We start from the raw sequence: 25,233 nt of genomic DNA on the forward strand, positions 1-25,233 counted from the left end.
CCCAGCACCTTGGCGCCACACCTCTCCACCCCGTCATGCCGGGCTCGACCCGGCATCCAGCGCGCAAGTCCTTGCGCGCGGGAAGTGCACCTTCTCACGCCGTCGACGCAGCGTGGCTGGCCCTCGGATCTAGTCCGGGGTGACGGAGGTGGGGCAGCGGCCCCGTATTCATCGCAACCTACCGCTGCGCCCGCGACGAACGCCCTCGCGGAATCCGCATCTGCAATGGGAACGGCCACTCGGACCGCCCCCTCACGCCCGGCTGATCTCGTCCAGGTACCAGTCGATATAGCGAAGCTCGTTGTGTTCCATCGGCGCGATCGGTCCGGACTCGAAGTAGTGCGAGCGAACGCCGCGTGCGGTGTGCTCGATGATCGCCTTGTCTTCGTCGGTGGTGACCTTCCACAGCCAGGTGAGACGATCGAGATTGTAGTCTGTCCCCTCCTCGGCCTTGCCGTCGACGAGCCAGATCAGTTCCATCTCGCAGGACTCGGCCGTCTTCGGGATGAAGCGGTAGATCATGCCGTGATCAGGGTAGCAGACGAGGAAGGTCGTGCCGCCGAGATGGATCGAGGTGACCCCGCCGTCGAAATCGGTGAAGCGGCCCATCAGTGGCGCCACCGCCGCGCCGTCCTCGCTGCCGCTCTTGACGCCTTCATAGAGCGCATAGCGGAAGGCGTGGATCGCCTCCTTGCCGTCCCCGGACGTCTGCCAGTGGTTGCCCGAACCCACCTCGATACCGAGCGCACAGGTGCGCTGCTCCATCGCCTGGTTCATCGCCTCGATCATGTGCAGCGGCTGCTCCAGAGCATGCGTCTGCGAATATTCGGGATGCGCCGGGCCGCAGTGGTAGCATTCGACGTAGTTCTCGACCGCGAGTTTCCAGTTGGCGTTGATCGCATAACTCTCCCGGTGGGCGATCTTGGCGCTCGCCCAGCCGTACTGGCCGCAGGTTGCATGCAGCAGGTGCTCGACCTCGGTGAAGTCGAGAGGTACCGGTGCAAACGAGATGAAGACGAGCCCCTCGACCACACGGACATGGAGCTTCCTCAAGCCATGATCTTCGCGTTTGAACTCCTTCGGCATCAGCCGCGCAGCGCGCAACGACCCGTCATTGGCATAAGTCCAGGCATGATAGGGACAGACGAACACACGGGCATTGCCCTTGTCTTTGGAACAGACCTCGGCGCCGCGATGGCGGCAGACGTTGAGCAGGGCATGGATCGAGCCATCGGCGTGCCGCGTCAGGATCACCTGCTCGTTGGCCATGCGGAACACCTCGAAGTCGTTGGCGTTCGCAATCACGCTCTCATGGGCGACACAGTGCCAGTGCCGACGAAACACCCGCTCGAGATCGCGCTCGTAGATGTCCTGGTCATGGTAGAAGGCGCGCGCCAGGCCATGGCCCGGCCGGTGCTCCGCCACAAGGCGGTCGATCCGGTCGCCGGAGGGCGTATTGAGGTCCTTGAGATCGGAAACGATCACCTGAAAGCTCCATGGAAAGAGAGATGAAACGGAGGAAGAAAAGGCACAGTCATTTTTCGGCCTGCTGGAAATAGGGTTTTGCCTTCAGGTGCAGCATCACCACCGGATAGGCCATCAGCAGCGCCCCGCCGATGAACGCGCAGAGGCCCGTTGCAAAATCGAGGTGTCCCTCTTCCGCCGCCTTCATGAAGATCGCCGTCCCGAGCGGCAGGAACAGCACCACCGCGGTGACAAGTCCGGGCGAGAAACGCCCTTTCGTGCGGATCACCGGCAGGATGTGGAAGAACACCGCATTGATCAGCATCAGTGCTGCGAAGGTCAGTGGGATCAGCGGCACGGTCGGCGCCAGTTGCGCCTGCGCGATGCCGATCGCGATCACTACCGCGTTCGTGACGTAGAAGTCGGCCCATTCGACCGGTAGCCCGATGACGCCCCGCGCCCAGTTCCGCCAGTCGAACGTATGTTCCTCCATGATGTGGACGGCATAGGCCGCCATCGCCAGCCAGGCGAGATCCTGCAAGCTCATCTGAACCCTCCAGCCAGGCCGCGTGCGGGCGGCAACCACAATCCGAAACTTCCGTCTGCCGTCTTGAATGCCAGTCTACTGTCGTGAACGCCTGTATGCTGCTGCCGTCTGCGTCTGCCTGTGTGCTTCTGGCCGCCTACATGCGCACCCGCGACGCCTTCGGGTCATACATCGGCGCGAGCGAGGCCTCCGCCTTTACGCGGACCCCGGCAACCTCGATCTCGTAGCGCGACGCCAGCACCTGCTCTTCGCTCTCGCCCTCACAGGGCACGTACCCCATGCCGATCGCGCCGCCGAGGAAGTGGCCGTAGTTGCCCGAGGTGATCGTCGAGACGATCTTTCCGTCGCGCACCAGCGCCTCGTTGTGGAACAGGAGCGGCTCGGGATCGGCGAGCTTGAACTGCACCATCCGCCGCCCCAGCCCTTTGTCCTGCCGGCGCAGCACCGCCTCGCGGCCGATGAAGTCGCCCTTGTTGACCCTGACCGCAAAGCCGAGTCCGGCCTCCAGCACGTGGTCCTCGTCGGTGATGTCGTGGCCGAAATGGCGGAACGCCTTCTCTATGCGGCAGCTGTCGAGCGTATGCAGGCCGCAAAGCTTCAGCCCGACATCCGCACCTGCCTCTTCCAGCGCCTCGAACACATGCGCCGTTTGGTCGGTCGAGACGTAGAGCTCCCAGCCGAGCTCGCCGACATAGGTGACGCGGTGGGCGCGGGCGATGCCCATGCCGATCTCGATCTCGCGCGCGGTGGCAAACGGATGGGCGCTGTTGGAGAAGTCGTTCGGGCTGACCTTGACCATCAACTCGCGCGCCTTCGGCCCCATCACGCAGAGCACGCTTTCCGATGCCGTCACGTCGGTGACGACGACGAACTCGTCCTGCAGATGCTTGCGCAGCCAGGCGAGGTCGCGCTGCAGCGTCGCGCCGGGCACGACCAGCAGGAACGCCGTTTCCGAAAGCCGCGTCACCGTCAGGTCGCTCTCGATGCCGCCGCGCGCGTTCAGCATCTGGGTATAGACGATCTTGCCGGGAGCCACGTCCATCTGGTTGGCGCAGAGCTTTTGCAGGAAGGCGAGTGCATCGCGCCCCTCCACGCGGATCTTGCCGAACGAGGTCATGTCGAACAGGCCGACGCCCTCGCGCACGGCCATGTGCTCTTCCTTCTGGTTCTCAAACCAGTTCTGCCGCTTCCAGCTATATTTGTATTCCCGCTCCTGGCCTTCCTTGGCGAACCAGTTGGCACGCTCCCAGCCTGCGACCTCGCCGAACACGGCGCCACGGGCCTTCAGGTGTTCGTGGATCGGCGAGCGGCGCACGCCGCGCGCGGTCGCCATCTGGCGATAGGGGAAGTGATCGGCATAAAGGAGGCCGAGGGTCTCCGAAACGCGATCCTTCAGGTAGGCGCGGTTCTTCTGGAACGGCTGCGCCCGGCGAATATCGACTTCCCAGAGATCGAACGGCGGCTCGCCGTCGTTCATCCACTGCGCCAGCGCCATGCCGGCGCCGCCTGAGGAGACGATGCCGATCGAATTGTAGCCGGCCGCGACCCAGTAGCCCTTCAGTTGCGGCGCCTCGCCGAGATAGTAGCGGTCGTCTGGCGTAAAGCTCTCCGGGCCGTTGAAGAAGGTGTGGATGCCGGCGGTTTCCAGCATCGGCATGCGGTTGATCGCGTTTTCGAGGATAGGCTGGAAGTGGTCGAAATCTTCCGGCAGCTGGTCGAAGCAGAAATCTTCCGAGATGCCGTCCATGCCCCAGGGCTTGGCCTTCAGCTCGAAGGCGCCGATCAGCATCTTGCCGGCATCCTCCTTGTAGTAGGTGCATTCGTCCGGCACGCGCAGCACCGGAAGCCGCTCAAGGTTCGGGATCGGCTCGGTGACGATGTAGAAGTGCTCGCAGGCGTGCAGCGGCAGCGTCACGCCTGACATGTCGGCGAGCGTCCGCCCCCACATGCCGGCGGCGTTGACGACGTTGTCTGTCTCGATCGTGAAGCTCTCGCCGTTCTGCTCGCAGGTGACGCCCGTCACCCGGCCATCCTTGGTGAGCACGGAGGTGACCTTCACGCCCTCGATGACCGTGGCACCGTTCTGCCGCGCGCCCTTGGCGAGCGCCATCGCGATGTTGGCCGGGTCGCACTGGCCGTCGAGCGGCAGGTGTACTGCGGCTTTCACATCCGCCGTATTGAGGTGCGGGTACAGCGCCTTGACCTCGTCGACCGAGATCTCGCGCACGTCGATATCGAAGGCGCGGGCGAGCGACGCCTGGCGGTAGATCTCCTCCTTGCGCTCCTCCGTCAGCGCCACGGTCATCGAGCCGCACTGGCGCATGCCGGTGCCGATACCGGTTTCAGCTTCCAACTTTACGTAGAGGTCGGCGGAATATTTCGCCAGCCGCGTCATGTTCTGCGAGGCGCGCAACTGGCCGATCAGGCCCGCCGCATGCCAAGTCGTGCCGCAGGTGAGCTGCTTGCGCTCCAAAAGCACCACATCGGTCCAGCCGAGCTTTGCCAGGTGATAGGCGACCGAGCAGCCGGAGACGCCGCCGCCGATGATGACCGCGCGGGCTTTGTTGGGAATGGGCTTGCTCATGCGCGCAGTCTTTCATTGTTGGGATCGAAGAGCGGCCCGTCCGGCTGGACGATGGCCTTGAAGCGGTCGCCGTAGATCTCGACCTCGACCTCGGTGCCGGGCTCTGCCAGATCGGCGTGCAGCATGCCGAGTGCAATCGACTTGCCGGTGCGATAGCCCCAGTTGCCGGAGGTCGTCTCTCCTACCACCTTGCCGTCGTGCCAGAGCGTCGACATGTACGGTGCGTCGCAGTCGCCGGCGTCGACGGTCAGCAACACGAAGCGCTTGGAAACGCCCTGCTGCTTCTCCCGCTCCAGCGCCGCCTTGCCCTTGAAATCGGGCTTGGACCAGTCGACGAAGCGCTCAAGCCCGCCCTGCAGGACGGTATAGTCGGTGGAAAGATCGCCCTTCCAGGCGCGGTAACCCTTCTCGATGCGCAGGCTGTCGAGCGCCTCCATGCCGAAGGGCTTGAGCCCGTGCTTCTGGCCGGCTTGCCAGATGACATCGAAGATGGCGGCGGTGTCCTCGACCTTGGTATGGATCTCCCAGCCGAGTTCACCGGCAAACGAGACGCGCACCAGCTGGCACCAGCGCCCGGCGATCTGGCAGCTCAGATGCGTCAGCCAGCCCTTGGCAAGGTCGGCATCGGAAACCTCGGCCAGGATCGCCCGCGAATTCGGGCCGGAGAGGATCTGGCAGGAGAAATTCTCCGTGACGTCATCGATCGTGAATGCCGCGTCCTTCGGCAAATGCTTCTGCAGCCATTCAAGATCGTGCCACTGGGCGGTTGCGGCGGTGATCAGGAAGAAGAAGTCCTCGTCCAGCATCATCACTGACATTTCCGTGACAATGCGGCCCTTATCGTCGGCAAAGTAGGCAAGGCCGATGCGGCCTGGTTTTGGTACCCGCCCGGTGATCAGCGAGGAAAGCCACGCCGTCGCCCCCTCGCCCTTCACCCGGTAGCGCGAGAAGCCGGGCAGGTCGAGGATGCCGGCAGCTTCGGTGACGGCGCGGCATTCCGCCTCGATCCGCGGCCGCCACGGCCCCTCCCGGTTCCAGGTCTGGGTCGCCTCCTCGGAGGTGTCGTCGCCGGGTTTCGCATACCAGTTGGCCCGCTCCCAGCCGTTGAACGGCTTGAACTGGGCGCCCAGCGCCGCGATCCGGTCGTGGATCGGCGAGAGCTTGCGGTTGCGTCCTGCCGGCCATGCGTGCTTCGGAAAATGCATCGCATATTCGTGGCCGTAGATTTCCATACCCTTGTCGATGCAGTAGTCCTGCTCCGAGGCGAAGCTTGTGAAGCGGCGCGGATCGCAGGACCACATGTCCCACTCCGTCTCGCCTTCGGTGATCCATTCGGCCAGCACCTTGCCGGCCCCGCCCGCCTGGCAGATGCCGAAGGTGAAGACGCAGGCCTCGAAAGCGTTCGGCACGCCCGGCATCGGCCCGATCAGCGGGTTGCCGTCCGGCGCATAGGGGATCGGCCCGTTGATCATCCGCGACAGGCCGGCAGTGCCGAGGATCGGCACGCGCTCGCAGGCGTCGTTCAGGTACCATTCGAGCCGGTCGAGGTCGTCCGGGAACAGCTGGAACGAGAAGTCGTCCGGCATCGGATCGCCCGGCGTCGTCCAGTGCGCCTTGCAGTTCTTCTCGTAGGGACCGAGGTTCATCCCGGTCTTTTCCTGGCGGAGATAATAGGAGCTGTCGACGTCGCGGAGCAGCGGTAGCTTGTGGCCGACTTCCTTTGACCAGGCGGCAAGCTCCGGGATCTCCTCGAATAGGATGTACTGGTGGCTCATCACCATCATCGGCACGTCGCGGCCGAACCATTTGCCGACCTCGCGGGCATAATAGCCGGCGGCGTTGACGACGTATTCGCAGCGGATCTCGCCCTGCGCCGTCGTGATCACCCATTCGTCGTTCTCGCGCCGGGCGCCAGTCGCCGGACAGAAGCGGAAGATCTTGGCGCCCAGGTCGCGCGCGCCCTTCGCCAGCGCCTGGGTCAGCTGCGCCGGGTCTATGTCGCCGTCATAGGGGTCGTAGAGCGCGCCGGTCAGCTCGTGAGTTTCCACGAACGGATAACGGCTCTTGATCTGGTCGGGGGTTAGAATGTCGAGGTCCATGCCCTGGTAACGGCCCATGCCGACGACGCGCTTGAACTCCTGCAGCCGCTCCCTGGAATGGCCGAGCCGGATCGAGCCGGTCACGTGGTAGTTCATCGGATAATCGACCAGATCGCCGAGCTCGCGGTAGAGCGAGGCCGAATAGCGCTGCATGTTCATGATCGACCAGGAGGAAGAGAATGTCGGCACGTTGCCGGCCGCATGCCAGGTCGAGCCGGCCGTCAGCTCGTTCTTCTCCAGAAGCACGCAGTCGGTCCATCCGGCCTTCGCCAGATGATAGAGCGCAGACGCTCCGACCGCCCCTCCCCCGATGATCACGACGCGTGCATGTGACGGCAAGTTCGACATTCTCTTCCCCTTGATTGCCAGCGATTTGTGGCAACCAATTCGACTCCCGGCAAGCTGCGAAAATCCGCTTTATTGATCGAGGATTTCGATTAGTGTCGGCGTGTCGAATTCATTCCTATCCGTGGAGGTTGCCCCTCATCCGCCTGCCGGCACCTTCTCCCCGTGAGCGGGGAGAACGACACGCGACGTAACGCCTTGCCCCATCTGACGGTTGAGCCAGAGCGGGTGCGGCGCTCCCCTTGTCCCCGCCTGCGGGGAGAAGGTCGCGGCAGCGGGATGAGGGGCAACGCCGGTAACCAGAGCCCGCCCATGCAGATCGAGCTCATCGAGACCTATCTGGACCTGATGGAGACCCGCAGCTTCAATCGCACCGCCGAGCGGCTGAACCTGACGCAATCCACCGTCTCCCACCGGATGAAGGCGCTGGAGGCGGTGCTGGGGCGGCCGCTGTTTGCCCGCAACAAGGGCGGCACCCAGCCGACGGCGGCGGGCCTGCGCTTCCACGACCACGCCAAGGCAATCCAGCACCAGTGGCACGAGGCCGCACGCGCGGTGGAGTCCGCTGGCGCCTACGAGCGCTCGATGCGCATTGGCCTGCAACACGACCTCGCCGCCCACTATGCCGGCGACTGGCTGGCGGCGGTCCGAAAGGACCTTCCCGGCACATCGATCTATCTGGAAGTGGACTATTCCAAACAGATGAACCGCGATCTCGCGGCGGGCGACCTGGATCTCGCGATCCTCTACACGCCGCACCATCTACCGGAGCTGCACTACGAGCCCATCGGCGACGTGCGCTACGAAATGGTAAGCAACAAGGTGACGCGGATCGGAGACGTGAAGCCGGAAGACTATATCCAGGCCGTCTATTCTCCCGCCTTCGATCGCCTGCATCGCCAGGCTCTTCCCCACCTGTCGACCGCGCCGATCGCAAGCGGCGAAACGACGGCGATCATGGCACTGATGGCGAAGCTCGGCGGTTCGGCCTATGTGCTGGCGCCCGATGCGCTCCGCCTTGCCCGCAGCGGGGCGGTCAGCCGCGTGCAGGATGTCGACCCGATCCCGCAGACCGTCTACGCCGCCGTCAACGTCCGCACCCGCCATGCGCACCAGCATCGCCGCATTATCACCCTTCTGCAGGCGTTGCTGGCAGCCTGACAGCGTCCCGACGCACGCTTCGCCGCAGCGCACGTCCCCGCCGTTGCAACTGCGTGCCCGCAGGCGCATGATTCGCAGCCTTCGGATCACGTGCGTCAAATCGCGGGTTCCGATTGCGACGAGGCGTACGCCATGAACTGCGCGGCATGCGGCTTCCAGGTCGAGGACGGTTTTGCCTTCTGCCCCAGATGCGGAACACCGCAGCAGAAGACGTGCCCTTCCTGCGGCCAGGTTTCGCCACCCGACTTCGCGTTCTGTCCCAAATGCGGAACGAGCCTTGTGCCTCCGGCCGGCGTGGCGAGTACGGCCAAGCCGCAGTCGGCCGGCGCATCTTCGGCTTCGCATCCGCAATCAAGGTCGCCGGCGGCGGCTCGGGAGACCGAATCCGACCGCCGCATCGTCACTGCACTCTTTGCGGATCTCTGCGGCTACACGACGCTGGGGGAACGGATCGATCCTGAAATGCTGCAGGCCCTGCAGAACGAGGTTTTCGAGGAATTGAGCGCCGCCGTCGCCGCCGAGGGTGGCTATGTCGACAAGTTCGTCGGCGATGCGCTGCTGGCCCTGTTCGGCGCCCCCGTCGCGCATGAGCGGGATCCGGAGCGCGCATTGCGGGCGGCACTGGACATGCGCGTGCGGATGGCCCGCATCGAGGAGCGCTGGGAGGCGCGTCTCGGCCAGCCGCTGGCACTGCATATCGGCGTCAATACCGGACCCGTCGTTGCCGGTGGCGTCGGCGTCGGCGGCAGCAAGTCCTACTCGGTGACCGGCGACACCGTGAACACCGCCCAGCGCCTGCAGGCCATGGCCGGGTCAGGCGAGATACTGGTGGGCGCGGTCACGCGCCGGCTGACCCAGCACGCCTTCGATTTCACCGCTCTCGGCACCCTGCCGCTGCGCGGCAAGGCCGGAGAGACGCCGGTCTTCCGGCTTGAAGCCTCGCTCGACGCGCCGCCGCCCGCCCGCGGCCTTGCGAGCTTCGGCATCGACACCGCCATGATCGGCCGCGATGGAGACCTTGCGACCCTCTTGCGATGCCTGGAGCAGGTCCGCGGCGGCGCCACGCAACTGGTGCGCGTGATCGGCGATGCCGGCATCGGGAAGACCCGACTGGTGGAAGCCTTCCTCGACCGTATCCGGGCCGCGCAGCCGGACATCACCATCCGCCAGATCGCCTGCTCGTCGCTCGGAGAACCCTCCTACGGCACGCTGGCGGCAAGCCTAAGGCAGGCCTACCGGATAGCGCCCGGGGACAATCTCGAGCGGTCCCGCGAGTTGCTCGTTGCCGGATTGACCGATCTCGGCCTTGCCGAGAACGAGATCGACAGGCTGCAGCCCCTCTTCCTCTTCGTGCTGGGCTTCGGCGATCCCGACGGCGCGCTGCGTTTCCTGGAGCCGGACCAGCTCCGGCGACAGATCTTCCATGCCATGCGCACCCTGTTTGATCGCCGCATGGAGCAATCGCCGCTGCTGGTGGTGATCGAAGACCTGCATTGGGCCGACAGCGTCTCCATCGATGCCCTGCGGTTCATCATGGACCGGATCGAGAGCCGCCGGCTGATGCTGCTCGTCACCCATCGTCCCGGCTTCGAGACCGAGGTGCTGAGTTCCGCCCGCGCCAGCCAGACGACGCTGCGGCTGAGCCCGCTGTCGGTCACCGAGACCGCCGCCCTCCTCGACGGCGCGCTGGACGGCTGCGTCCTACCGGAAGCACTGCGCCGCCGCATCGTCGAGAGGGCCGAGGGCAATCCATTCTTCATCGAGGAAATCCTGCGCACGCTGATCGAGACCGGGGTTCTGCATCGTGCAGCGGCGGGCTGGGAGGCGAGGACCGCAGCCGCGGAGACCGAGATGCCGCTCGGCATCCAGGCCATGATGCTCGCCCGCCTCGACCGGCTGCCGGCCGATGCGCGGCGCCTGGCGCAGGTCGCCTCCGTCATCGGCCACCGCTTCGACGTGGCTCTGCTGAAGGCGCTTCCCACGGGTGTCGACGACATCGAGGCGAACCTCCAATGCCTCGGCGAGGCCGACATCATCGAGGAACTGGCGGATATCCCTTCGCAGGCGGCCCCGCGTTACGCCTTCCGCCAGATGCTGCTGCACGAGGTCTTCTATGACAATCTGCTGCTGCGGCGACGAACCGAACTGCATGGCGCCATCGGCACCCTGCTGGAGCGCCGCCAGGGCGGCGTGCCCGAACATCCGGAGCAACTGATCGAGCTCGGCTACCATTTTGCCGCTTCGGCGGAAAAGGATAAGGGCGCGCAATACTTCACGGCCGCCGGCGACCTCGCACGCAAGGCCTATGCGAATGCCGACGCCATGCGCCTCTATGTGCGCGCGCTCTCGGCCGCCGAGGCGGCTGGCGGCGATGCCTGGCAGGTTCCGGGGGAGCGCTACGCCGACCTCTGCCAGCCGGTGGGCCGCGGCGAGGAGGCCCGTCATCTCTACGAGGACTTGCTTGCAGCCGCGCGCGAAGGCGGCGACGTGACCGCGGCCGCGCGCATCCTGCGCAAGCTCGGCCAGCTTGCCTTCGAAGCCGGTGACCGCGAGCGGGCAACTACCTGTTTCGACGAGGCCCAGAACCTGCTGGAAGGCGTCGATGCACCGATCGAGCTCGCCCACCTGATGCAGCGCCAGGGACACCTCGCCTTCCGCGCCGGCGACTACCGGCGGGCCGCCCTTTGGGCAGACAGGGCGCTGGAATGTGCCAATCACCTCCCACCACGGCCGAACGAGGCGGAGAAGGCCGATATCGCGCTCGCGATCGCCCGCGCCTTCAACACAAAAGGCGTATCGTTGGCCCGTCTCGGCCAGCCCCGGGAAGCGCTGCAGATGGTCGAGCGCAGCGTCGAGATCGCGCTTGGCGCAAACCACCTCAATACCGCCTGCCGCGGATACACCAATCTCGGCGCCCTCTACACGATGATCGATCCGGCCCGGGCGATCGAGGTCTGCCGGCGCGGCTACGACATGGCCAGGCAGATCGGCGATCTCGGGCACCAGGCACGCCTGCTCACCAACCTCGCCGTCGCATTCTGCACCTTTACCGACCGTTGCATGGCCGAAGGGCTTCCGGCCGTGGAGGAAGCGATCGCGATCGACCGCGCGCTCGGCCAGCGCGACCACCTGCCGGTCCCCCTGCTTGTGCTCGGCCAGATCCGCCAATGCCATGGCGCAATCGACGCCGCGCGCGAGAATTTCCTGGAAGCACTCGACCTCGTTCGTGACAGCGCGGAGGCGCAGCTGCTGTTTCCGTGCTATGATGGTCTGGCGACGCTCTGCCTCGAACTGAATGAACTGGAGAAGGCGGAGGAGTATTTTGAACTGGCGCAGCAGGTCTGTGCCAGACACGGCCTCGACCCTGATGCCCTCATCGTCCTGCCGTTTCTCGACTAGCCGCGTCTGCGGTCTTCGGTCCGCGGACGCGGCAAGCGAAAAGCAAACGAGAAGCGCCGCGCGTCCGGCCCCGACGTAAGGCGCTTCAGTCGGAGGAGCAACCAATGGCAGAGCATGCAATGGAACGCCCCCTTCGCCCCGGCGATCGCGCACCGAACGTGGTGCTGGATGCGATCAACCACGGCGGCAAGGTTTCGATCGACGATTTTCGCGGCCAGTCAGGTGTGCTGATCGGCCTTTTCCGTGGGCTGCAATGCCCCTTCTGCCGCCGCCATATCGCAGCCTCCGCCGAACTGGCCTCGTCGCTGCACGAAAAGGGCATCGACAGCCTCACGGTCGTCAACACGCCGATCGAGCGGGCGCGGCTCTATTTCCGCTACCATCCGCTGCCGGGCGTGATTGCCGCCTCGGATCCCGACAGCATCGCCCACCGCGCCTTCGGCCTGCCGAACCTGCAGTTCACCGAACATGAGGATGCCTGGCCCTACAAGGTCTCGATCCCGACCGTGATGTCGATGCGGATGGAGATGCCGGGCGAGTTGCCCGAGCCGATGAACCCGTTCGACGCCTCGACCTACCTCAATACGCTGGACGGCTACGAGAAAACGCCGGCCGACGAGAAGACGGAGGAGCGCACTGGCGGCCAGTTGGTCGGAGAATTCCTGCTCGACCGCAACGGAATCGTGCGCTGGTCGTTCACCGAGGTCGATGGCGACGGATCGAACATGTTCGCGATCCCGCGAGCCGAGGAACTGATGTCGGCGGCCTCGCAACTGCCGCATTGAAGCACGCCGCGCAAAAGTGTTCAGCGGTTTCGTGACAGCGACATGTGCAAAAACAATGTCGTAAAGCGTATCGCGTGAAGCCTTTTTCCACGCGATACGCGGCGCCGTTCCAGCGCGTTCAGGCCGGGGCCGCATCCGCAAGCGACGGTTGCCGCTGCCCGCCGGCGATCGAAAACCGCATCCGGTACTCGCTTGGCGAAATCCCGAGGATCTTGCGGAAGATCTTCCGATAGGCATTGCTGTCGTCGTAACCGCTCTGCCAGGCCACCTGCTCGATTGAGAGATAGGAGCGCTCGAGGAGTTCCCGCGACTTGGCGATCCTGAGGCGCTGGCAGTATTCGGTCGGATTGATTCCGGTGGCTTTCTGGAAGCGGCGCAGGAAGGTGCGCTCCCCGAGCCCGGCGCGATCGGCCATCATCTGCAGGGTGATGCCCTTGGTGTTTGCCCCGTGCAGCCAGTGCTGGATTTTCAGGATGACCTGGTCTCCATGGTCCATGCGCGGTGCGAAGACGCTGTAGTAGCTCTGTTCGCGCGCGCCGGGATCGACGACCATGAACCGGGCCGTCTCCAGCATCACCGTCGATCCCATGAAGCGATCGACAAGCTTCAGCCCCAGATTGATCCAGGCCATCATGCCGCCGGTCGTGATGATGTCGCCCTCGTCGATCATCAGCTTGTCGGTGTCGACATTGACCTGCGGGAAGCGGCGGGCGATCTGCTCGGCATGCGACCAGTGCGTCGTCAGCGCCCTGCCCTCGACCAGGCCGGATTCGGCCAGAAGATAGGCGCCACCGCAAACGGAACTGACCACGGTTCCCTCGGAATGCCTCTGCCGGAGCCATTGTGAAATTTCCGAAAGATCGCGCTTCAGCTGCAGCTCGACAGACAGGGTCGGCGGCAGGATAAGAGCCGACAGCGACCGGATTTCCAGTTCGGAATGGCTGTCGAAGCCGCGCCGCACCGACCCGTCGGAACCCAGCTTCCAGTGGCTGGTGCGGATCTGCGGCGCGTTCATGCCGTGCTGCTCGCGGCTTTGCAGATTGGCGACGTTGAACATGTCGGTCAGTCCGTAGACGGCCGACATCAGCGCCTCCTCGTGAACGACGATCCCGATCTCGACAGGCTCCACGGCCGTCCCCTTTGTCAATTCTGCCTCCATCGTTGTCAGCTTTGCCGGTCGAGAGATCCGGCAGGCGGCTGTATCTATTCAATCACAGCTTCGGAACGGAAGCCAAGAGTTGAAACAAAACAACCACCTGCTCGGAAAGGAACACAGTCATGGCAAAGGCAATAGCAACCACCGCGACCGCAACGCTCTCCCGCCGCAACATCCTGGCAGGGGCATTCGGCGCAGCCGCAACCGCCGCCGCAGTCGGCGCAGTCCAATCCCCCGCAAAGGCAGCTGACGCTGCCGCCCCCCAAACGAAGTCAGAAGGAGCAACGACCATGGCAAGCAGGATCATCACCCGCGACGGCGTCGAAATCTACTACAAGGACTGGGGTCCGAAGGACGGCCCCGTCGTCGTCCTTTCGCATGGCTGGCCGCTGTCGTCCGACAGCTGGGAGGCCCAGGCTTTCCACCTCGCCAACAACGGTTTCCGCGTCATCACCCATGACCGCCGCGGCCATGGCCGCTCCAGCCAGCCCTGGGACGGCAACGACATGGACCACTATGCCGACGACCTCGCCGACCTGATCGAGCAGCTGGATCTGAACGACATATTCATCGCCGGCTTTTCCACCGGCGGCGGCGAGATCACCCGCTATATCGGCCGCCACGGCACCGGCCGCGTCAAGAAGGCCGGTCTTATCTCCGCCGTGCCGCCGCTGATGGTAAAGACCGACAAGAACCCCGGCGGCCTGCCGAAGGAGGTCTTCGACGGCATCCAGGCGGCGAGCCTGAAGGACCGCTCGCAGCTCTACAAGGACATCGCTTCGGGTCCATTCTTCGGCTTCAACCGGCCGGGTGCAACCGCCTCGCAGGGCATGATCGACAGCTTCTGGCTGCAGGGTATGATGGGCGGCCACAAGAACACCTACGACAGCATCGTCGCCTTCTCGCAGACCGACTTCACCGAGGACCTGAAGAAGTTCGACGTGCCGACGATCATCATCCATGGTGACGACGACCAGATCGTCCCGATCGACGCAGCCGCCCGGGCCTCCAAGAAGCTCGTGCCCCATGCCATCCTGAAGGTCTATCCGGGCGCCCCGCACGGGATCACCGATACCCACAAGGACCAGTTGAACGCCGACCTGCTGGAGTTCGCGAAGTCCTGACCGGCACGGGCGCCAAGCGCATCGCTCTCACAAACCGGTATCGCTCCCATGGGGGCGGTGCCGGGCTTACCCCCAGACGAAGGACGACGCCGATGAACCACACCCTCGACCGCTCCGCATCCGCCTTCACCCGCCGCCAGCTTATGGCCGGCGGCGCCGCACTCGCCGCAAACGGCCTGCTTCCGAAGGGGGCATTTGCCGCCGAGGCCCATCGCTTCGACCACGGCCACTTCGACGTCACCGTCTTCAGCGACGGCTTTCTCACCCTGCCGGCAGAGGTCCTGCTTCCCGACGCCACCACCGAGGAACGCCTGCCGATCCTGAAGCGTCTCGGCGGCGACGCCGCCGGCGCCCCGGTGCAGGTCAACATCCCGCTGATCCGCGCGGGCGATGAACTCATCCTCGTCGACATCGGCTCCGGCACCAGCTTCCAGGACAGCGCCGGTAAGTTCGCCGGAAACCTGAGGGCCGCAGGCGTCGATCCCGACGCGATCACCAAGGTCGTGTTCACCCATGCCCATCCCGACCATTCCGGTGCGACACTCGGCCCGGACGGCAGGCTGCTCTATCCGAACGCCGACTATGTGGTCAGCGCTGCCGAATGGGAATTCTGGACCGACCGGGACTTCGAGAAGAGCCAGCCGGAGGCGCTGCACGGCTTCGCCCGCGGCGCAAGGCGCGACCTCCTCGCCGTCCGGGACCGGCTGCGGCTGGTGAAACCCGGCGACGAGGTCGTGCCCGGCATGACGGTCCTCGATACCCCCGGCCACACGCCGGGCCACATCTCGCTGCATCTCGACGGCGGCGACGGCCTGATCGTGACGGGCGACGCCGCCACCAGCAACGTCATCTTCTTCGAGCACCCCGACTGGCATTTCGGCTTCGACACCCAGGCCGAGACAGCGCTTGCGACCCGCAAGGCGCTGATCGACGAGGCGGCGAACAAGAAGACCAAGCTTCTCGGCTATCACTGGGCCTATCCCGGCGTTGGCTTCGCCGAGCGCAAGGGCGCCGCCTATCGCTTCGTCCCGGCATAGTGCCATAGCCGCTTCGCCCTGCCCTGCCCCGATTCTGGCTTTGCCAAGGGTCCGGGCTTTTCCTTTCGCCCATCGCTTCTATGTCTGTCCCTGTATAAAGGACGAAAGGGAATGGAATGAACGAACGACTGACGGTGGCGGCCGACACCATCCGCACCCTTGCGGTCGACCTGCCGGTCAATGCCACCTTCCACATCTGGCTGAAGGCGACGGGGCACAACAGCTTGGGCTCCGTCTCCTTCGCCAACGCCCGCGGCAAGTTCGCCGAAGTGTCGATCGCCAATGCCGAGGAATACGGCCTGCGCATCTATCAGGTCTTCGGCGGTGGTCACGTCGAACTGAGCTTCGACACGGCGACGACGTCGGTGTCGGTGATCTACTGGTTCACCGCGGCTGACGTGCTGGAGACCGGCATCACGGTCGTCCACACCAACCGCGGCAACGCGCCGCCGGAGCTTCCAGGCGGCTACCACTTCCGCCCGCCTTTCGGCTGGATGAACGATCCGAACGGCTTCGGCCGCTTCGACGGCCGCCCCCACCTCTTCTACCAGCACTATTCGCATGGCCTTCGCTGGAACACGATGCACTGGGGCCACGCGGTCTCCTCCGACTACCTGCGCTGGCGCCACCTGCCGATCTTCCTCTTTCCCTCCGAGGACCTGACGGTGCGCCCCGACAAGCGCGGCGGCGCCTTCTCCGGCACCACCATCCCGCTGGTCGACGGCCCCGGCATCCGCGTCTTCTTCACCGAGCAGGTCGCCGACCGACAACCCGAGCAGCAGATCCAGCTCACTGCCACCTCCTCCGACCTGATCACCGCCGGACAGGCCGAGGTGGTCCTTGCCGGTCGCCCGACCGGTGAGGGCCTGACGCCGGACTTTCGCGATCCGTACGTGTTCCGTGGACCGGACGGGCTATGGAAAATGCTGCTCGGCAGCCAGAGCGACGATGGCGGCGTCATCCTGCTCTACGAAACCGAGGACCGGGCGGCGGCGACCGGCTGGACCTATGTCGGCAAGCTTCTGGTCGAGGAGCGCTACCGCACCACCGCGATCGAATGCCCCTGCCTGTTGCCGCTCGACGGCCCGGCGACCAGCCGTTCGACCCGCTGGGTGCTCGTCTACGGGCTGATGAACAGCAAGGACGAGGAGACCGGCCGGCAGAACCTGACGATGGCCGATGTCGGCTGGTTCGACGGCCGCAGCTTCTCCAAGGAATTCGGGCAGGAGCTCGATTTCGGCACCGACAACTACGCCTTCCAGGCCTTCCTCGACGGCGACCGCGTGGTGGGGATTGGCTGGCTGGCCAACTGGGCCGACGCACATCCGGATATCGACTTCCCCACGGCCATGACGTTGCCACGCGCGATGCATCTCTCCGACGGCATGCTGCTGACGCCGCCGATCGGCGCGGCCGAAAGCCTGCGCAGCCGCATTCTCGACCGCACGCGGCTTTCGGCCGGCGAGACGGTTTCGTTCGACAACGGCTCCGTCGAGATCCTGTTCGATCTGGACGAGGCCGGGGCGACTTTCGAGCTGGAGCTCGATCACCCCGGGGCGGCGATCGCCGTCTTTCGCGACCAGCACGGCCTCGGCATCCGCTATGAGCGCGACGGCGGGCCGGCGTCGCCGCTCTACGTCGCCCACGGCGCCAATCCGCGGCGGGTGCGCGTCTTCCTCGACTACGGCTCGATCGAGGTCTTCGCCGACCGCGGCCGTTGGGTCGGGACGAAGCGCATCGACGGCTTCGAGCCGATCCGCGCCGCCCGCTTCAGTGCAGGCGCGCAAAGCGTGGTGCAGGCAACGGTTTGGGCCTTGAAGCTCTGAGAACGTCCCTCGCTCACGTCGCCCTGGCGTAGGCGAGGACGAAGAGGACAAGCGACCCGATCGAGGTGACCGTGCGGACGTGGTTCCACGCCGTCCAGCTGCCCAGATAGGTTTTCCACAGGGCCTCGCCTTCCGGGCTCGCCGGGTTCACCGCGGCGAGCGCGTCGTTCATCGGCACATTGAAGACGATGGTGACGCCGAGCGTGCCGACCAGGAAGAGCACAGCAGCACCGATCGCAAGAGCGCTGCCGGCAGTTCCGTTCAGCAAGGCAAGGACGACGATTGCCACCGCGAGCAAGGCCGTACCCATGAAGGCGGCAAAAAACAGCGGGTTCTGGATCACCACGTTGATCGCGTTCATCGCCGCGATGCCTTCGCCCGCCGGCAGTCGCGCCAGCGCCGCCATGATGCACACCGAAAAGATGAAGAACAGGCCGGCATTCAGGCCCGCACCGACCGTGGCGACGAGGAGAAGCAAGGTATAGGCGGCCACGGGATCCTCCGAATCTGCTGGCAGGGCGCAAGCATGCAACCCGGCGACAGCTATACCAGCTCTCGTCCGCGTGATCACCGACAGTTGAACGCAATTGCTGATCGGCCCCGGCAAATGCCTGTGCTACAGTCTTCGCTTGCACGGTTGGCGCCTGAACCGCGCCGCGCATCGCCGCCCTGTTCCGCATTTCCGTCCCGAACGGCAGCGGACGTTTCCGCAGGAGGGAAATGCAGGATGCTGCTTGCCGCACTCGCCATGTTCATCAGCGTGACCGCCCATGGCGAGACGTCTACCGTCGCCGCCGAAAGCGGGGCAGTCGTCGATCTGGAACTTGTTCTTGCCGTCGATGTTTCCGGCTCGATGGATCTGGAGGAGGCGCAGGTCCAGCGCGCCGGCTATGTCTCCGCCCTCACCCACCCCGAGTTCCTTGCCGCGATCCGCGAGGGCTATAACGGCCGCATCGCGCTCAGCTACTACGAATGGGGCGGTACCATCAGCGCGAGTTCGCGAATGCCCTGGACGCTGATCGAAACGGCCGAGGACGCACGGCGCTTTGCCCAGATGATCAAGGAGCGCCCATTCGCATCGATGCGCGGCACCTCCCTGTCGGCCGCGCTCGCCTATGGTTCCACGCTTTTCGAAGGCAACGGATATGCCGGCGCCCGGCGGGTGATCGACGTTTCCGGTGACGGACCCAACAATTACGGCGCGCCCGTGGCGCCGGCCCGCGACGCGGCGACGGCGCTCGGCATCGTGGTCAACGGTCTTGCCATCATGATCCGCCCTTCCGCCGGGTACGGTCCTCTGGACCGCTATTATGCCGACTGCGTCATCGGCGGCCCCGGCGCCTTCGTCGTCTCGGTGCAGGAGCCGGAGGACTTTGCGATCGCCATTCGCCGCAAGCTGGTGCTCGAGGTCAGCGGCCGCCTGCCCCCGCCCAACGTCTTCGCTGCGGCCGGCGACAGCGATTGTATGATCGGCGAGAAGCTCCGGCCGGGCTTCGACCAGTACTATCCGGAATTAAACCGCTGAGACGCTGAACAATTTCAGCTCGATGCCTGCCCCACTCCTGGCCACCCCGCTTCCGGCGCCCACTCTTCAGGCATGACCAGCGGTTGAAAGGCCGTCCGGCAGGCCTAGCGACGACGAACGGACGCACCGCGTCAACGCCTGTTTTGCCGCTCGAGGGGACTCCGCGGCAGTTGCCGGCAACAGTGACCGAGAGCCACCATCAGAACACGAGCTATCGCAACCTATTCCTTTCTTTATGAAAATATGTTATAATTGAATGAACGTTCAGCAAAATATGGGGAAGAAGATGAATGAAGTGATCCGTGACATCTCCATTCCGAACGACTGGGAACGCAGCGGCCTGCCGGGATGGTGCTACCACAGCGCCGCTCTGCTGGAGCTGGAAAAGCAGCATGTTTTCCGGGAGCACTGGCAGATCGCCTGCCACGTCTCCGACGTCGCCGAACCCGGCAACTACATCACGCTGGACGTGATCGGCGAGCGCGCCCTGATCCTTCGCGATCAGGACGGAGAGATCAAAGCGTTCCACAATATCTGTCGCCACCGCGGCTCGCGTCTCGTTGCAGACAGGAGCGGCACCTGCCGCAACGCCCTCGTCTGCCCGTTTCACGGCTGGGTCTACAATCTCGACGGCACGCTGCGCGGGGCCGCACGGCCCCGCTCCTTCCCGCCCATGGACAAGCACGAATTCGCGCTGAAGACGATCGAATGCGAGGTCTGGCAGGGCTTCGTCTTCATTCGCTTCGCCACCGGCCCGCAAGCGTCCGTGGCCGAAATCATGCGCCCGTTCGAGGCGGAACTGTCGCACTACCGCCCCGCCGAGATGGTGCCCGCCGGCGAAATCCACACGCAGGAAACGCCGGTCAACTGGAAGTCTGTGCGCGACGTGGACAATGAGGGCTACCACGTGGCGATGGCCCATCCCGCGCTGCAGGATCTCTACGGCTCGACCTATTACGACGAGCCCTTCGTCGACGGACTCTGCCGCTCGTTCGCCACCTACAATCCCCATGCCGGGCGCAGATGGAGCGTCGGGCGCTACGTCAAGATCGCACCCGAGAACAAGACCCTGCCGGACCATCTGCGCAAGGCCTGGATTTACTTCGGCATCTTCCCCAACGCCGTGATCGCCGTCACGCCGGAAAGCCTGCAGTTCTACCAGGAATTCCCGATCTCCGTCGGCCGCACCCTGCTGCGCGGCGGCGTGTACCGCTACCGCGACGAAAGCCGCGAACAGGCCGCCGCCCGCTATCTCGCCGCCCGCATCGACCGCGACACGCAGGCCGAGGACGTGCAACTGACCATCTGGTCGAACGAGGCCATGACCTCTGACGCCTTCGCCGGCTTCTATCTGTCGGACCTCGAATACGGCGTGCGGACGCACCACGACCACCTGCGGAAAGTCCTGCCGGTGATGAACCTGGCAGCCCCGCCGGCAGAGAGGGACATGGCGGAGAAAAATGCGGCCATGCGCTGAGGCGGGTGGCTGCAACATTCCCGCCATCCCCTTTCGGCACAGTCGCTAAAAAGAGAGCCCGCTTTCGCGGGCTCAAAATGTCGGGGTCGGGAATGAGTGACCCGACAGGCCGGCAGGGCGCGGCCTCAACCGCGCCACAGTCCTTCCCGAACAAGGTCGTCCATCGTCAGCTCGATGCCGCGGCGAAGGATCGCCGCCATGTCGTCGATCTGGCCGGTACTGATCGTCAACGGCGGCGACATCACGCACATGTTGATGAGCGGCCGCACCAGCAGGCCGAGTTCCTGGCAGTGATTGTCGATGCGCTTGCCCACCTCGAGGTCGAGCGTCAGCGGATTGTTGCTCACCCGGTCGGCCACACATTCCACGCAGGCCATCAGCCCCATGCCACGCACTTCGCCGACCAGCGGAAGTTCTTCCAAAGCCTTCAGGCTGGATTGGAAATGGCCGGATACCGAGCGTGCGTGCTCCAAAAGCCCGTCTTCGAGAAGATCGAGGTTCTTCAAGGCCACGGCGCATCCGACCGGATGGCTCGAATAGGTGAGCCCGTGCGCGAACATCGCCTCCGAATGATTGGAGCGGCGCAGTTCCTCCAGAAGACGCCCGGCGATCATCACGCCGCCGAGCGGGAAATAACCTGACGTCACGCCCTTGGCGAAGGTGATCATGTCCGGATCGAGGCCGAATACCTCCTGCGAGGCAAAGACGTGCCCGAGCCTTCCGAAGGCGGTCACCACCTCGTCGGCGATGAAGAGGATGTCGTTTTGTCGGCACAGTTCGCGAATGCGTCGCAGATAGCCGTCCGGCGGAACGATGACGCCGCCCGATGCCATCACCGGTTCGGCGACGAAGGCGCCGATGCGCTCGGCGCCGACCGTCTCGATCACGTCCAGGAACTCGGCCACCAGATAGTCGCAGAACTCCGCCGCCGCCACGCCGTCCGGCCGACGGAACGGATTGGGACAGCTCAGCTTGACCACCTGTTCGCCGGCGCCGTCCATCCAGTCCTGGTCGCGCGGCCGCCCGTTCAGCGAGGCCGAGAGATAGGTGGAGCCATGATAGGCACCCTGGCGCGAGACGATGAGCTTCTTCTCGCCCCGTCCCTTCACATTGTTGGCAAATTGCATGAAACGCAGCGCGGTCTCCACCGCCGAGGAGCCGCCGGTCGTGTAGAACACGTGGTCGAGCCCGTCGGGCGCATGGCCGGCCAGCCGTCCGGACAGGCGTGCTGCGGGCGCGTTGGTCGTGTACCAGGGCGAATTGTAGGAAAGCTCCATCGCCTGCGCCGCCATGACTTCGGCCAGTTCCTTGCGCCTGTGCCCGGCATTGACGCACCACATGCCGGCAGGTCCGTCGATCAGCTTGCGCCCGGCGGCGTCGGTGACGTAGATGCCATCGCCGCCCTCGAGCCGGCCGCGGGCTTCCGCACCGATAGAGCCCGACACGGGCCAGGGCTGCACCAGATGGCGCTCGGCCAGCAGCGTCAGTTCGTCCGCAGCCTCCTCCACCTTTGCCCCGCCCTGCATTCCGGTCGTCTTCGGTATCGCGGCCATCCTACGCTCCAGATATGTTGAAAACGCCAAATCATCATTCAACGCAATGAAAAGAATATTCTTTTCACGACATATTGAATGTTCGTTCAATCAATATTGCAGAATTAGCGCTTGATTTCAATGGCGGTTTGCGCTCATCTTTCGCCAGGGAACAGCAACAGCCGAAAAGGCGGTCGAAATGAAATCGGCATCACAGGCAGACGGGCTCTGTCCCGGGTTCCAGATTCGGATGCAGGGCCGGATCCGCATGCAGGGAAAGGCTCATATCCAGGGAAAGCCCCGGCGATGAGCACCGCGGCCATCGTCAGCGCGCCGGAAAAACCGGCACCCGCCAAGGGCATCCGCTGGCTACACGGCGAAGAGGCCCGCGGGCTGGCGATGATCTCGCCGACCCTGCTTTACGCACTTGCGCTGCTGCTTCTGCCTGTCCTGCTGGTGATCGCCTACAGCTTCTGGACCCAGAACTATCTGGACATCGACCGCACCTTCACCTTCGAGAACTATCGCCTCGCCCTGACCGAGCCGATCTACCGCGACCTTTTCGTGCGCTCGCTGTGGATCTCGCTGCTGACCGCCGCCATCACCGTCGGCTTTTCCTATCCGATCGCCTGGTACATTTCCTTCCACGGCGGCCCGCACAAGAACCTCTGGCTCTTTCTCGTCACCATTCCCTGCTGGACCAGCTATCTCCTGCGGGTGATGTCGTGGAAGGTGATCCTCGGCTATGGCGGCGTTCTCAATACCGGCCTGATGGCAACAGGCATCATCGAACAGCCGATCACTTCGCTGCTCTACAATGCCAATGCCGTCGTCATCACCCTCGTCCACAGCTGGGCCGCGTTTGCGATCCTGCCGATCTACGTCTCGCTGCAGAAGATCGACCGCTCGCTGATCGAAGCCGCGCGCGATCTGGGCGACGGCGCCGTGCGCTCCTTCCTCCGCGTCACCCTGCCGCTGTCGATGCCCGGCGTCATCTCCGCCTTCCTGATCGTGATGATACCGACGGTCGGCGACTACGTGACGCCCAAGCTGGTGGGCGGCAAGGACGGCGTGATGATCGCGACCGCGATCCAGGCGCAGTTCGGCAAGAGCGCCAACTGGCCGCTCGGCGCGGCGCTGTCGGTCACCACCATGGTGCTGGTCTCGCTGGCGGCGGCAGCCGTCGTCCTTGCCCTGCGCTTTGCCGTACGGAGGATCCGCTGATGCTGCAGAGGATACGCTTTCTGCCGTTCCTGCCTGTCTACGTGGCGATCTATTTCCTCTTCCTCTATCTGCCGATCCTGCTTCTGCCGGTCCTTTCCTTCAACGACGCGGCGACGACCACCTTCCCCCTCGCCGGCTTCACGACGAAATGGTACGCCTCGCTGTGGGGCAATTCCGTGCTGCTGCAGGCTGCGCGCAACAGCCTCATCGTCGGCGTCTGCGTCTCCCTGCTCAGCACCATCCTCGGCATCTGCGCCGCCCGCGCCATCACTCGCTACCGCTTCCGCGGCCAGCGCGCCGCAGGCGGGCTGATCATGGCGCCGCTGTTTCTGCCGGAGATCATCGTCGCCGTATCCCTGCTGATGATCGCGCTTCAGTTCGGGCTGCAGCTGTCGCTCGTCACCGTGATCCTTGGCCAGGTGGTCTTTTGCATCCCCTATTCGATGTCGGTTCTGGTCTCCGGCTTCGAAGGTTTCGACCGCAGCCTGGAGGAGGCCTCCTACGATCTGGGGGAGACCGCCTTCGGGACGTTCCGTCGCGTCACCCTGCCGGTGGTCGCACCTGCAATCGTCTCCAGCCTGCTCGTCACCTTCACGATCTCGCTCGACGAGTTCATTCTCGCCTTCTTCCTTTCCGGCACCGAACCGACGCTGCCCGTCTACATCTGGGGACAGCTCCGCTTCGCCGCCAAGCTGCCGGGCGTGCTGGCGCTCGGAAGCCTGATGATCCTCGCCTCCGTCGTCCTGCTGACCGTTGCCGAAGTGCTGCGCCGGCGGGCCGAACGGCGCACGCAAGCCGCACTCGCACACTGACAGGAGCCCGCATGGCTGACCGCCCGATGATCTCCATCGAAAACGTCTCCCGCTATTACGGGGTGTACAAGGCGCTCGACGACGTATCGCTGCAGATCGGCGAAGGCGAGTTCTTCTCGCTGCTGGGGCCGTCCGGCTGCGGCAAGACCACGCTGCTGCGCTCCATCGCGGGCTTCGACGTGCCGACCAGCGGCGAGATCCGCATCGACGGCGTCGCCTCGACCCTGCTGCCGGCCAATCGTCGCCCGACCAACATGGTCTTCCAGAACTATGCGATCTTTCCGCATCTCGACGTCGGTGAAAACGTCGCCTACGGACTGAAGCGGCTGAGGCTCGATGCCACCGAGGAACGACGGCGCGTCTCGGATGCGCTCGACCAGGTGCGGCTGACGGGCCTCGACCGACGCAAGGCCGACGAGCTTTCGGGCGGCCAGCGCCAGCGGGTGGCACTCGCCCGCGCCCTCGTCATGCGCCCCAAGGTGCTGCTGCTGGACGAGCCGCTCTCGGCGTTGGACAAGAAGCTGCGCGAGCAGATGCAGGTCGAGTTGCGCAGCCTGCAGCAGGCCGTCGGCATCACCTTCATCCTCGTCACGCATGACCAGTACGAGGCTCTCGCGCTGTCGGACCGCATCGCTGTGATGTTCGGCGGACGCATCGCCCAGGTGGCGACGCCCAAGGAGATCTACCAGCATCCCCGCACGCGCAAAGTTGCAGATTTTCTCGGCGGCATGAATTTTCTCCGCGCCCGCCTCCTTGCCGACCGCAAGGGCGACGTATCGGTCGACGCGGCGCAATTCGGCACAGTGAACCTGGCAAAGCCGGCGGGGTTCACCGCGTCGGACGGGCACGTCACGGTCGGCATCCGGCCCGAGCGGCTTCGCCTGCTCTGGGACGACGAAAGGGCGCCGCACGAGCTGACGGGACGCGTCGAGAACCGCGCCTATTTCGGCGAGGTGACGCACCTGACGATCGGCGTCGATGGCCTGGAGCAACCGCTTTCCATGATCGAGACGAACGACTACGGCGCCGACGACCTGCCGGTCGGCGCGGAGATCAGGCTGGCATACGACCCCGACGCCTTCGTGCTGCTGGCGGATGACGAAATGGCCCTGCGGGCCTGACGATGTGCCGGCGCG

Annotated in this window: 19 protein-coding genes; 11 read left to right on the plus strand and 8 right to left on the minus strand. The window is 64.8% G+C overall.

Annotated elements, in window-relative coordinates; all coding sequences use genetic code 11:
* Positions 1 to 252: 252 nt before the first annotated feature.
* The 4 genes from HV823_RS14995 to HV823_RS15010 form a co-directional block, all read right to left on the minus strand.
* Entirely contained in the window at positions 253 to 1,482 is a 1,230-nt protein-coding gene (locus HV823_RS14995) for an SRPBCC family protein (RefSeq protein WP_176950591.1), read from the minus strand.
* A 52-nt stretch (positions 1,483 to 1,534) separates the two neighbouring features.
* Complete coding sequence (locus HV823_RS15000) at positions 1,535 to 2,011, minus strand: HXXEE domain-containing protein (protein WP_176950529.1); 477 nt, start codon at positions 2,009 to 2,011, stop codon at positions 1,535 to 1,537.
* A 136-nt stretch (positions 2,012 to 2,147) separates the two neighbouring features.
* Positions 2,148 to 4,595: a GcvT family protein gene (locus tag HV823_RS15005; protein ID WP_176950530.1), complete on the minus strand. Its 2,448-nt coding sequence runs from the start codon at positions 4,593 to 4,595 to the stop codon at positions 2,148 to 2,150.
* Positions 4,592 to 7,042 (minus strand): GcvT family protein, encoded by a 2,451-nt coding sequence (locus tag HV823_RS15010; protein ID WP_176950531.1) that lies wholly within the window; start codon positions 7,040 to 7,042, stop codon positions 4,592 to 4,594. Before HV823_RS15010 ends, HV823_RS15005 begins: the two co-directional genes overlap by 4 nt.
* A gap of 309 nt (positions 7,043 to 7,351) precedes the next feature.
* On the opposite strand from HV823_RS15010, the gene HV823_RS15015 reads away from it, so the two are divergent.
* The 3 genes from HV823_RS15015 to HV823_RS15025 all read left to right on the plus strand — a co-directional run bounded on the left by HV823_RS15015 (position 7,352) and on the right by HV823_RS15025 (position 12,384).
* Positions 7,352 to 8,200 carry a LysR family transcriptional regulator gene (locus tag HV823_RS15015; RefSeq protein ID WP_176950532.1) on the plus strand — a complete coding sequence of 283 codons (849 nt, stop codon included), beginning with the start codon at positions 7,352 to 7,354 and terminating at the stop codon, positions 8,198 to 8,200.
* A gap of 132 nt (positions 8,201 to 8,332) precedes the next feature.
* Positions 8,333 to 11,599 (plus strand): adenylate/guanylate cyclase domain-containing protein, encoded by a 3,267-nt coding sequence (locus tag HV823_RS15020; RefSeq protein ID WP_176950533.1) that lies wholly within the window; start codon positions 8,333 to 8,335, stop codon positions 11,597 to 11,599.
* Between the two features lie 104 nt (positions 11,600 to 11,703).
* Positions 11,704 to 12,384 carry a redoxin family protein gene (locus HV823_RS15025; RefSeq protein ID WP_176950534.1) on the plus strand — a complete coding sequence of 227 codons (681 nt, stop codon included), beginning with the start codon at positions 11,704 to 11,706 and terminating at the stop codon, positions 12,382 to 12,384.
* Between the two features lie 118 nt (positions 12,385 to 12,502).
* On the opposite strand, the gene HV823_RS15030 is transcribed toward HV823_RS15025, so the two are convergent.
* Both HV823_RS15030 and HV823_RS26720 read right to left on the minus strand, forming a co-directional pair.
* Positions 12,503 to 13,531 (minus strand): GlxA family transcriptional regulator, encoded by a 1,029-nt coding sequence (locus HV823_RS15030; RefSeq protein WP_246301470.1) that lies wholly within the window; start codon positions 13,529 to 13,531, stop codon positions 12,503 to 12,505.
* A gap of 64 nt (positions 13,532 to 13,595) precedes the next feature.
* Positions 13,596 to 13,847 carry a hypothetical protein gene (locus tag HV823_RS26720; protein WP_246301471.1) on the minus strand — a complete coding sequence of 84 codons (252 nt, stop codon included), beginning with the start codon at positions 13,845 to 13,847 and terminating at the stop codon, positions 13,596 to 13,598.
* On the opposite strand from HV823_RS26720, the gene HV823_RS15035 reads away from it, so the two are divergent.
* The 3 genes from HV823_RS15035 to HV823_RS15045 all read left to right on the plus strand — a co-directional run bounded on the left by HV823_RS15035 (position 13,831) and on the right by HV823_RS15045 (position 17,527).
* Positions 13,831 to 14,664 carry an alpha/beta fold hydrolase gene (locus tag HV823_RS15035; RefSeq protein WP_246301472.1) on the plus strand — a complete coding sequence of 278 codons (834 nt, stop codon included), beginning with the start codon at positions 13,831 to 13,833 and terminating at the stop codon, positions 14,662 to 14,664. The genes HV823_RS26720 and HV823_RS15035 overlap by 17 nt on opposite strands.
* 92 nt (positions 14,665 to 14,756) lie before the next feature.
* The gene (locus HV823_RS15040) at positions 14,757 to 15,701 is read left to right on the plus strand and encodes an MBL fold metallo-hydrolase (RefSeq protein WP_176950537.1); all 945 of its coding nucleotides are present in this window, start codon (positions 14,757 to 14,759) and stop codon (positions 15,699 to 15,701) included.
* Positions 15,702 to 15,817: 116 nt separating this feature from the next.
* A complete protein-coding gene (locus HV823_RS15045) occupies positions 15,818 to 17,527 on the plus strand; it encodes a GH32 C-terminal domain-containing protein (RefSeq protein ID WP_176950538.1) in 1,710 nt (569 codons plus the stop codon).
* A 13-nt stretch (positions 17,528 to 17,540) separates the two neighbouring features.
* Here the strand turns inward: HV823_RS15045 and HV823_RS15050 are convergent, their stop codons facing one another.
* A complete protein-coding gene (locus tag HV823_RS15050) occupies positions 17,541 to 18,020 on the minus strand; it encodes an anthrone oxygenase family protein (RefSeq protein ID WP_343051867.1) in 480 nt (159 codons plus the stop codon).
* A 237-nt stretch (positions 18,021 to 18,257) separates the two neighbouring features.
* On the opposite strand from HV823_RS15050, the gene HV823_RS15055 reads away from it, so the two are divergent.
* The gene (locus HV823_RS15055) at positions 18,258 to 19,052 is read left to right on the plus strand and encodes a DUF1194 domain-containing protein (RefSeq protein WP_176950593.1); all 795 of its coding nucleotides are present in this window, start codon (positions 18,258 to 18,260) and stop codon (positions 19,050 to 19,052) included.
* Between the two features lie 286 nt (positions 19,053 to 19,338).
* On the plus strand, positions 19,339 to 20,529 hold the full coding sequence (locus HV823_RS15060; protein WP_176950539.1) for an aromatic ring-hydroxylating oxygenase subunit alpha: 1,191 nt from the start codon (positions 19,339 to 19,341) through the stop codon (positions 20,527 to 20,529).
* A 125-nt stretch (positions 20,530 to 20,654) separates the two neighbouring features.
* Here the strand turns inward: HV823_RS15060 and HV823_RS15065 are convergent, their stop codons facing one another.
* On the minus strand, positions 20,655 to 22,082 hold the full coding sequence (locus tag HV823_RS15065; protein WP_425487666.1) for an aminotransferase: 1,428 nt from the start codon (positions 22,080 to 22,082) through the stop codon (positions 20,655 to 20,657).
* Positions 22,083 to 22,460: 378 nt separating this feature from the next.
* Between HV823_RS15065 and HV823_RS15070 the strand changes: the two genes are divergently transcribed.
* From HV823_RS15070 to HV823_RS15080, 3 genes are read left to right on the plus strand one after another with little or no spacing between them, the layout of a single operon-like run.
* The gene (locus HV823_RS15070) at positions 22,461 to 23,285 is read left to right on the plus strand and encodes an ABC transporter permease (protein WP_246301481.1); all 825 of its coding nucleotides are present in this window, start codon (positions 22,461 to 22,463) and stop codon (positions 23,283 to 23,285) included.
* The gene (locus HV823_RS15075; protein ID WP_176950541.1) at positions 23,285 to 24,097 is read left to right on the plus strand and encodes an ABC transporter permease; all 813 of its coding nucleotides are present in this window, start codon (positions 23,285 to 23,287) and stop codon (positions 24,095 to 24,097) included. The genes HV823_RS15070 and HV823_RS15075 overlap by 1 nt, the downstream gene beginning before the upstream one ends.
* 26 nt (positions 24,098 to 24,123) lie before the next feature.
* Complete coding sequence (locus HV823_RS15080) at positions 24,124 to 25,218, plus strand: ABC transporter ATP-binding protein (protein ID WP_176950595.1); 1,095 nt, start codon at positions 24,124 to 24,126, stop codon at positions 25,216 to 25,218.
* Positions 25,219 to 25,233: the final 15 nt, after the last annotated feature.

The organism is Mycoplana rhizolycopersici, from assembly GCF_013378445.1.
Lineage (GTDB): Bacteria > Pseudomonadota > Alphaproteobacteria > Rhizobiales > Rhizobiaceae > Mycoplana > Mycoplana rhizolycopersici.

Excerpts from the sequence above, each read along its gene's own strand:
- HV823_RS15000 (WP_176950529.1), bottom strand. The coding sequence starts at position 2,011 with ATGAGCTTGCAGGATCTCGCCTGGCTGGCGATGGCGGCCTATGCCGTC.
- HV823_RS15005 (WP_176950530.1), bottom strand. The coding sequence starts at position 4,595 with ATGAGCAAGCCCATTCCCAACAAAGCCCGCGCGGTCATCATCGGCGGC.
- HV823_RS15010 (WP_176950531.1), bottom strand. The coding sequence starts at position 7,042 with ATGTCGAACTTGCCGTCACATGCACGCGTCGTGATCATCGGGGGAGGG.
- HV823_RS15015 (WP_176950532.1), top strand. The coding sequence starts at position 7,352 with ATGCAGATCGAGCTCATCGAGACCTATCTGGACCTGATGGAGACCCGC.
- HV823_RS15020 (WP_176950533.1), top strand. The coding sequence starts at position 8,333 with ATGAACTGCGCGGCATGCGGCTTCCAGGTCGAGGACGGTTTTGCCTTC.
- HV823_RS15025 (WP_176950534.1), top strand. The coding sequence starts at position 11,704 with ATGGCAGAGCATGCAATGGAACGCCCCCTTCGCCCCGGCGATCGCGCA.
- HV823_RS15035 (WP_246301472.1), top strand. The coding sequence starts at position 13,831 with ATGGCAAGCAGGATCATCACCCGCGACGGCGTCGAAATCTACTACAAG.
- HV823_RS26720 (WP_246301471.1), bottom strand. The coding sequence starts at position 13,847 with ATGATCCTGCTTGCCATGGTCGTTGCTCCTTCTGACTTCGTTTGGGGG.
- HV823_RS15040 (WP_176950537.1), top strand. The coding sequence starts at position 14,757 with ATGAACCACACCCTCGACCGCTCCGCATCCGCCTTCACCCGCCGCCAG.
- HV823_RS15045 (WP_176950538.1), top strand. The coding sequence starts at position 15,818 with ATGAACGAACGACTGACGGTGGCGGCCGACACCATCCGCACCCTTGCG.
- HV823_RS15060 (WP_176950539.1), top strand. The coding sequence starts at position 19,339 with ATGAATGAAGTGATCCGTGACATCTCCATTCCGAACGACTGGGAACGC.
- HV823_RS15065 (WP_425487666.1), bottom strand. The coding sequence starts at position 22,082 with ATGGCCGCGATACCGAAGACGACCGGAATGCAGGGCGGGGCAAAGGTG.
- HV823_RS15070 (WP_246301481.1), top strand. The coding sequence starts at position 22,461 with ATGATCTCGCCGACCCTGCTTTACGCACTTGCGCTGCTGCTTCTGCCT.
- HV823_RS15075 (WP_176950541.1), top strand. The coding sequence starts at position 23,285 with ATGCTGCAGAGGATACGCTTTCTGCCGTTCCTGCCTGTCTACGTGGCG.
- HV823_RS15080 (WP_176950595.1), top strand. The coding sequence starts at position 24,124 with ATGATCTCCATCGAAAACGTCTCCCGCTATTACGGGGTGTACAAGGCG.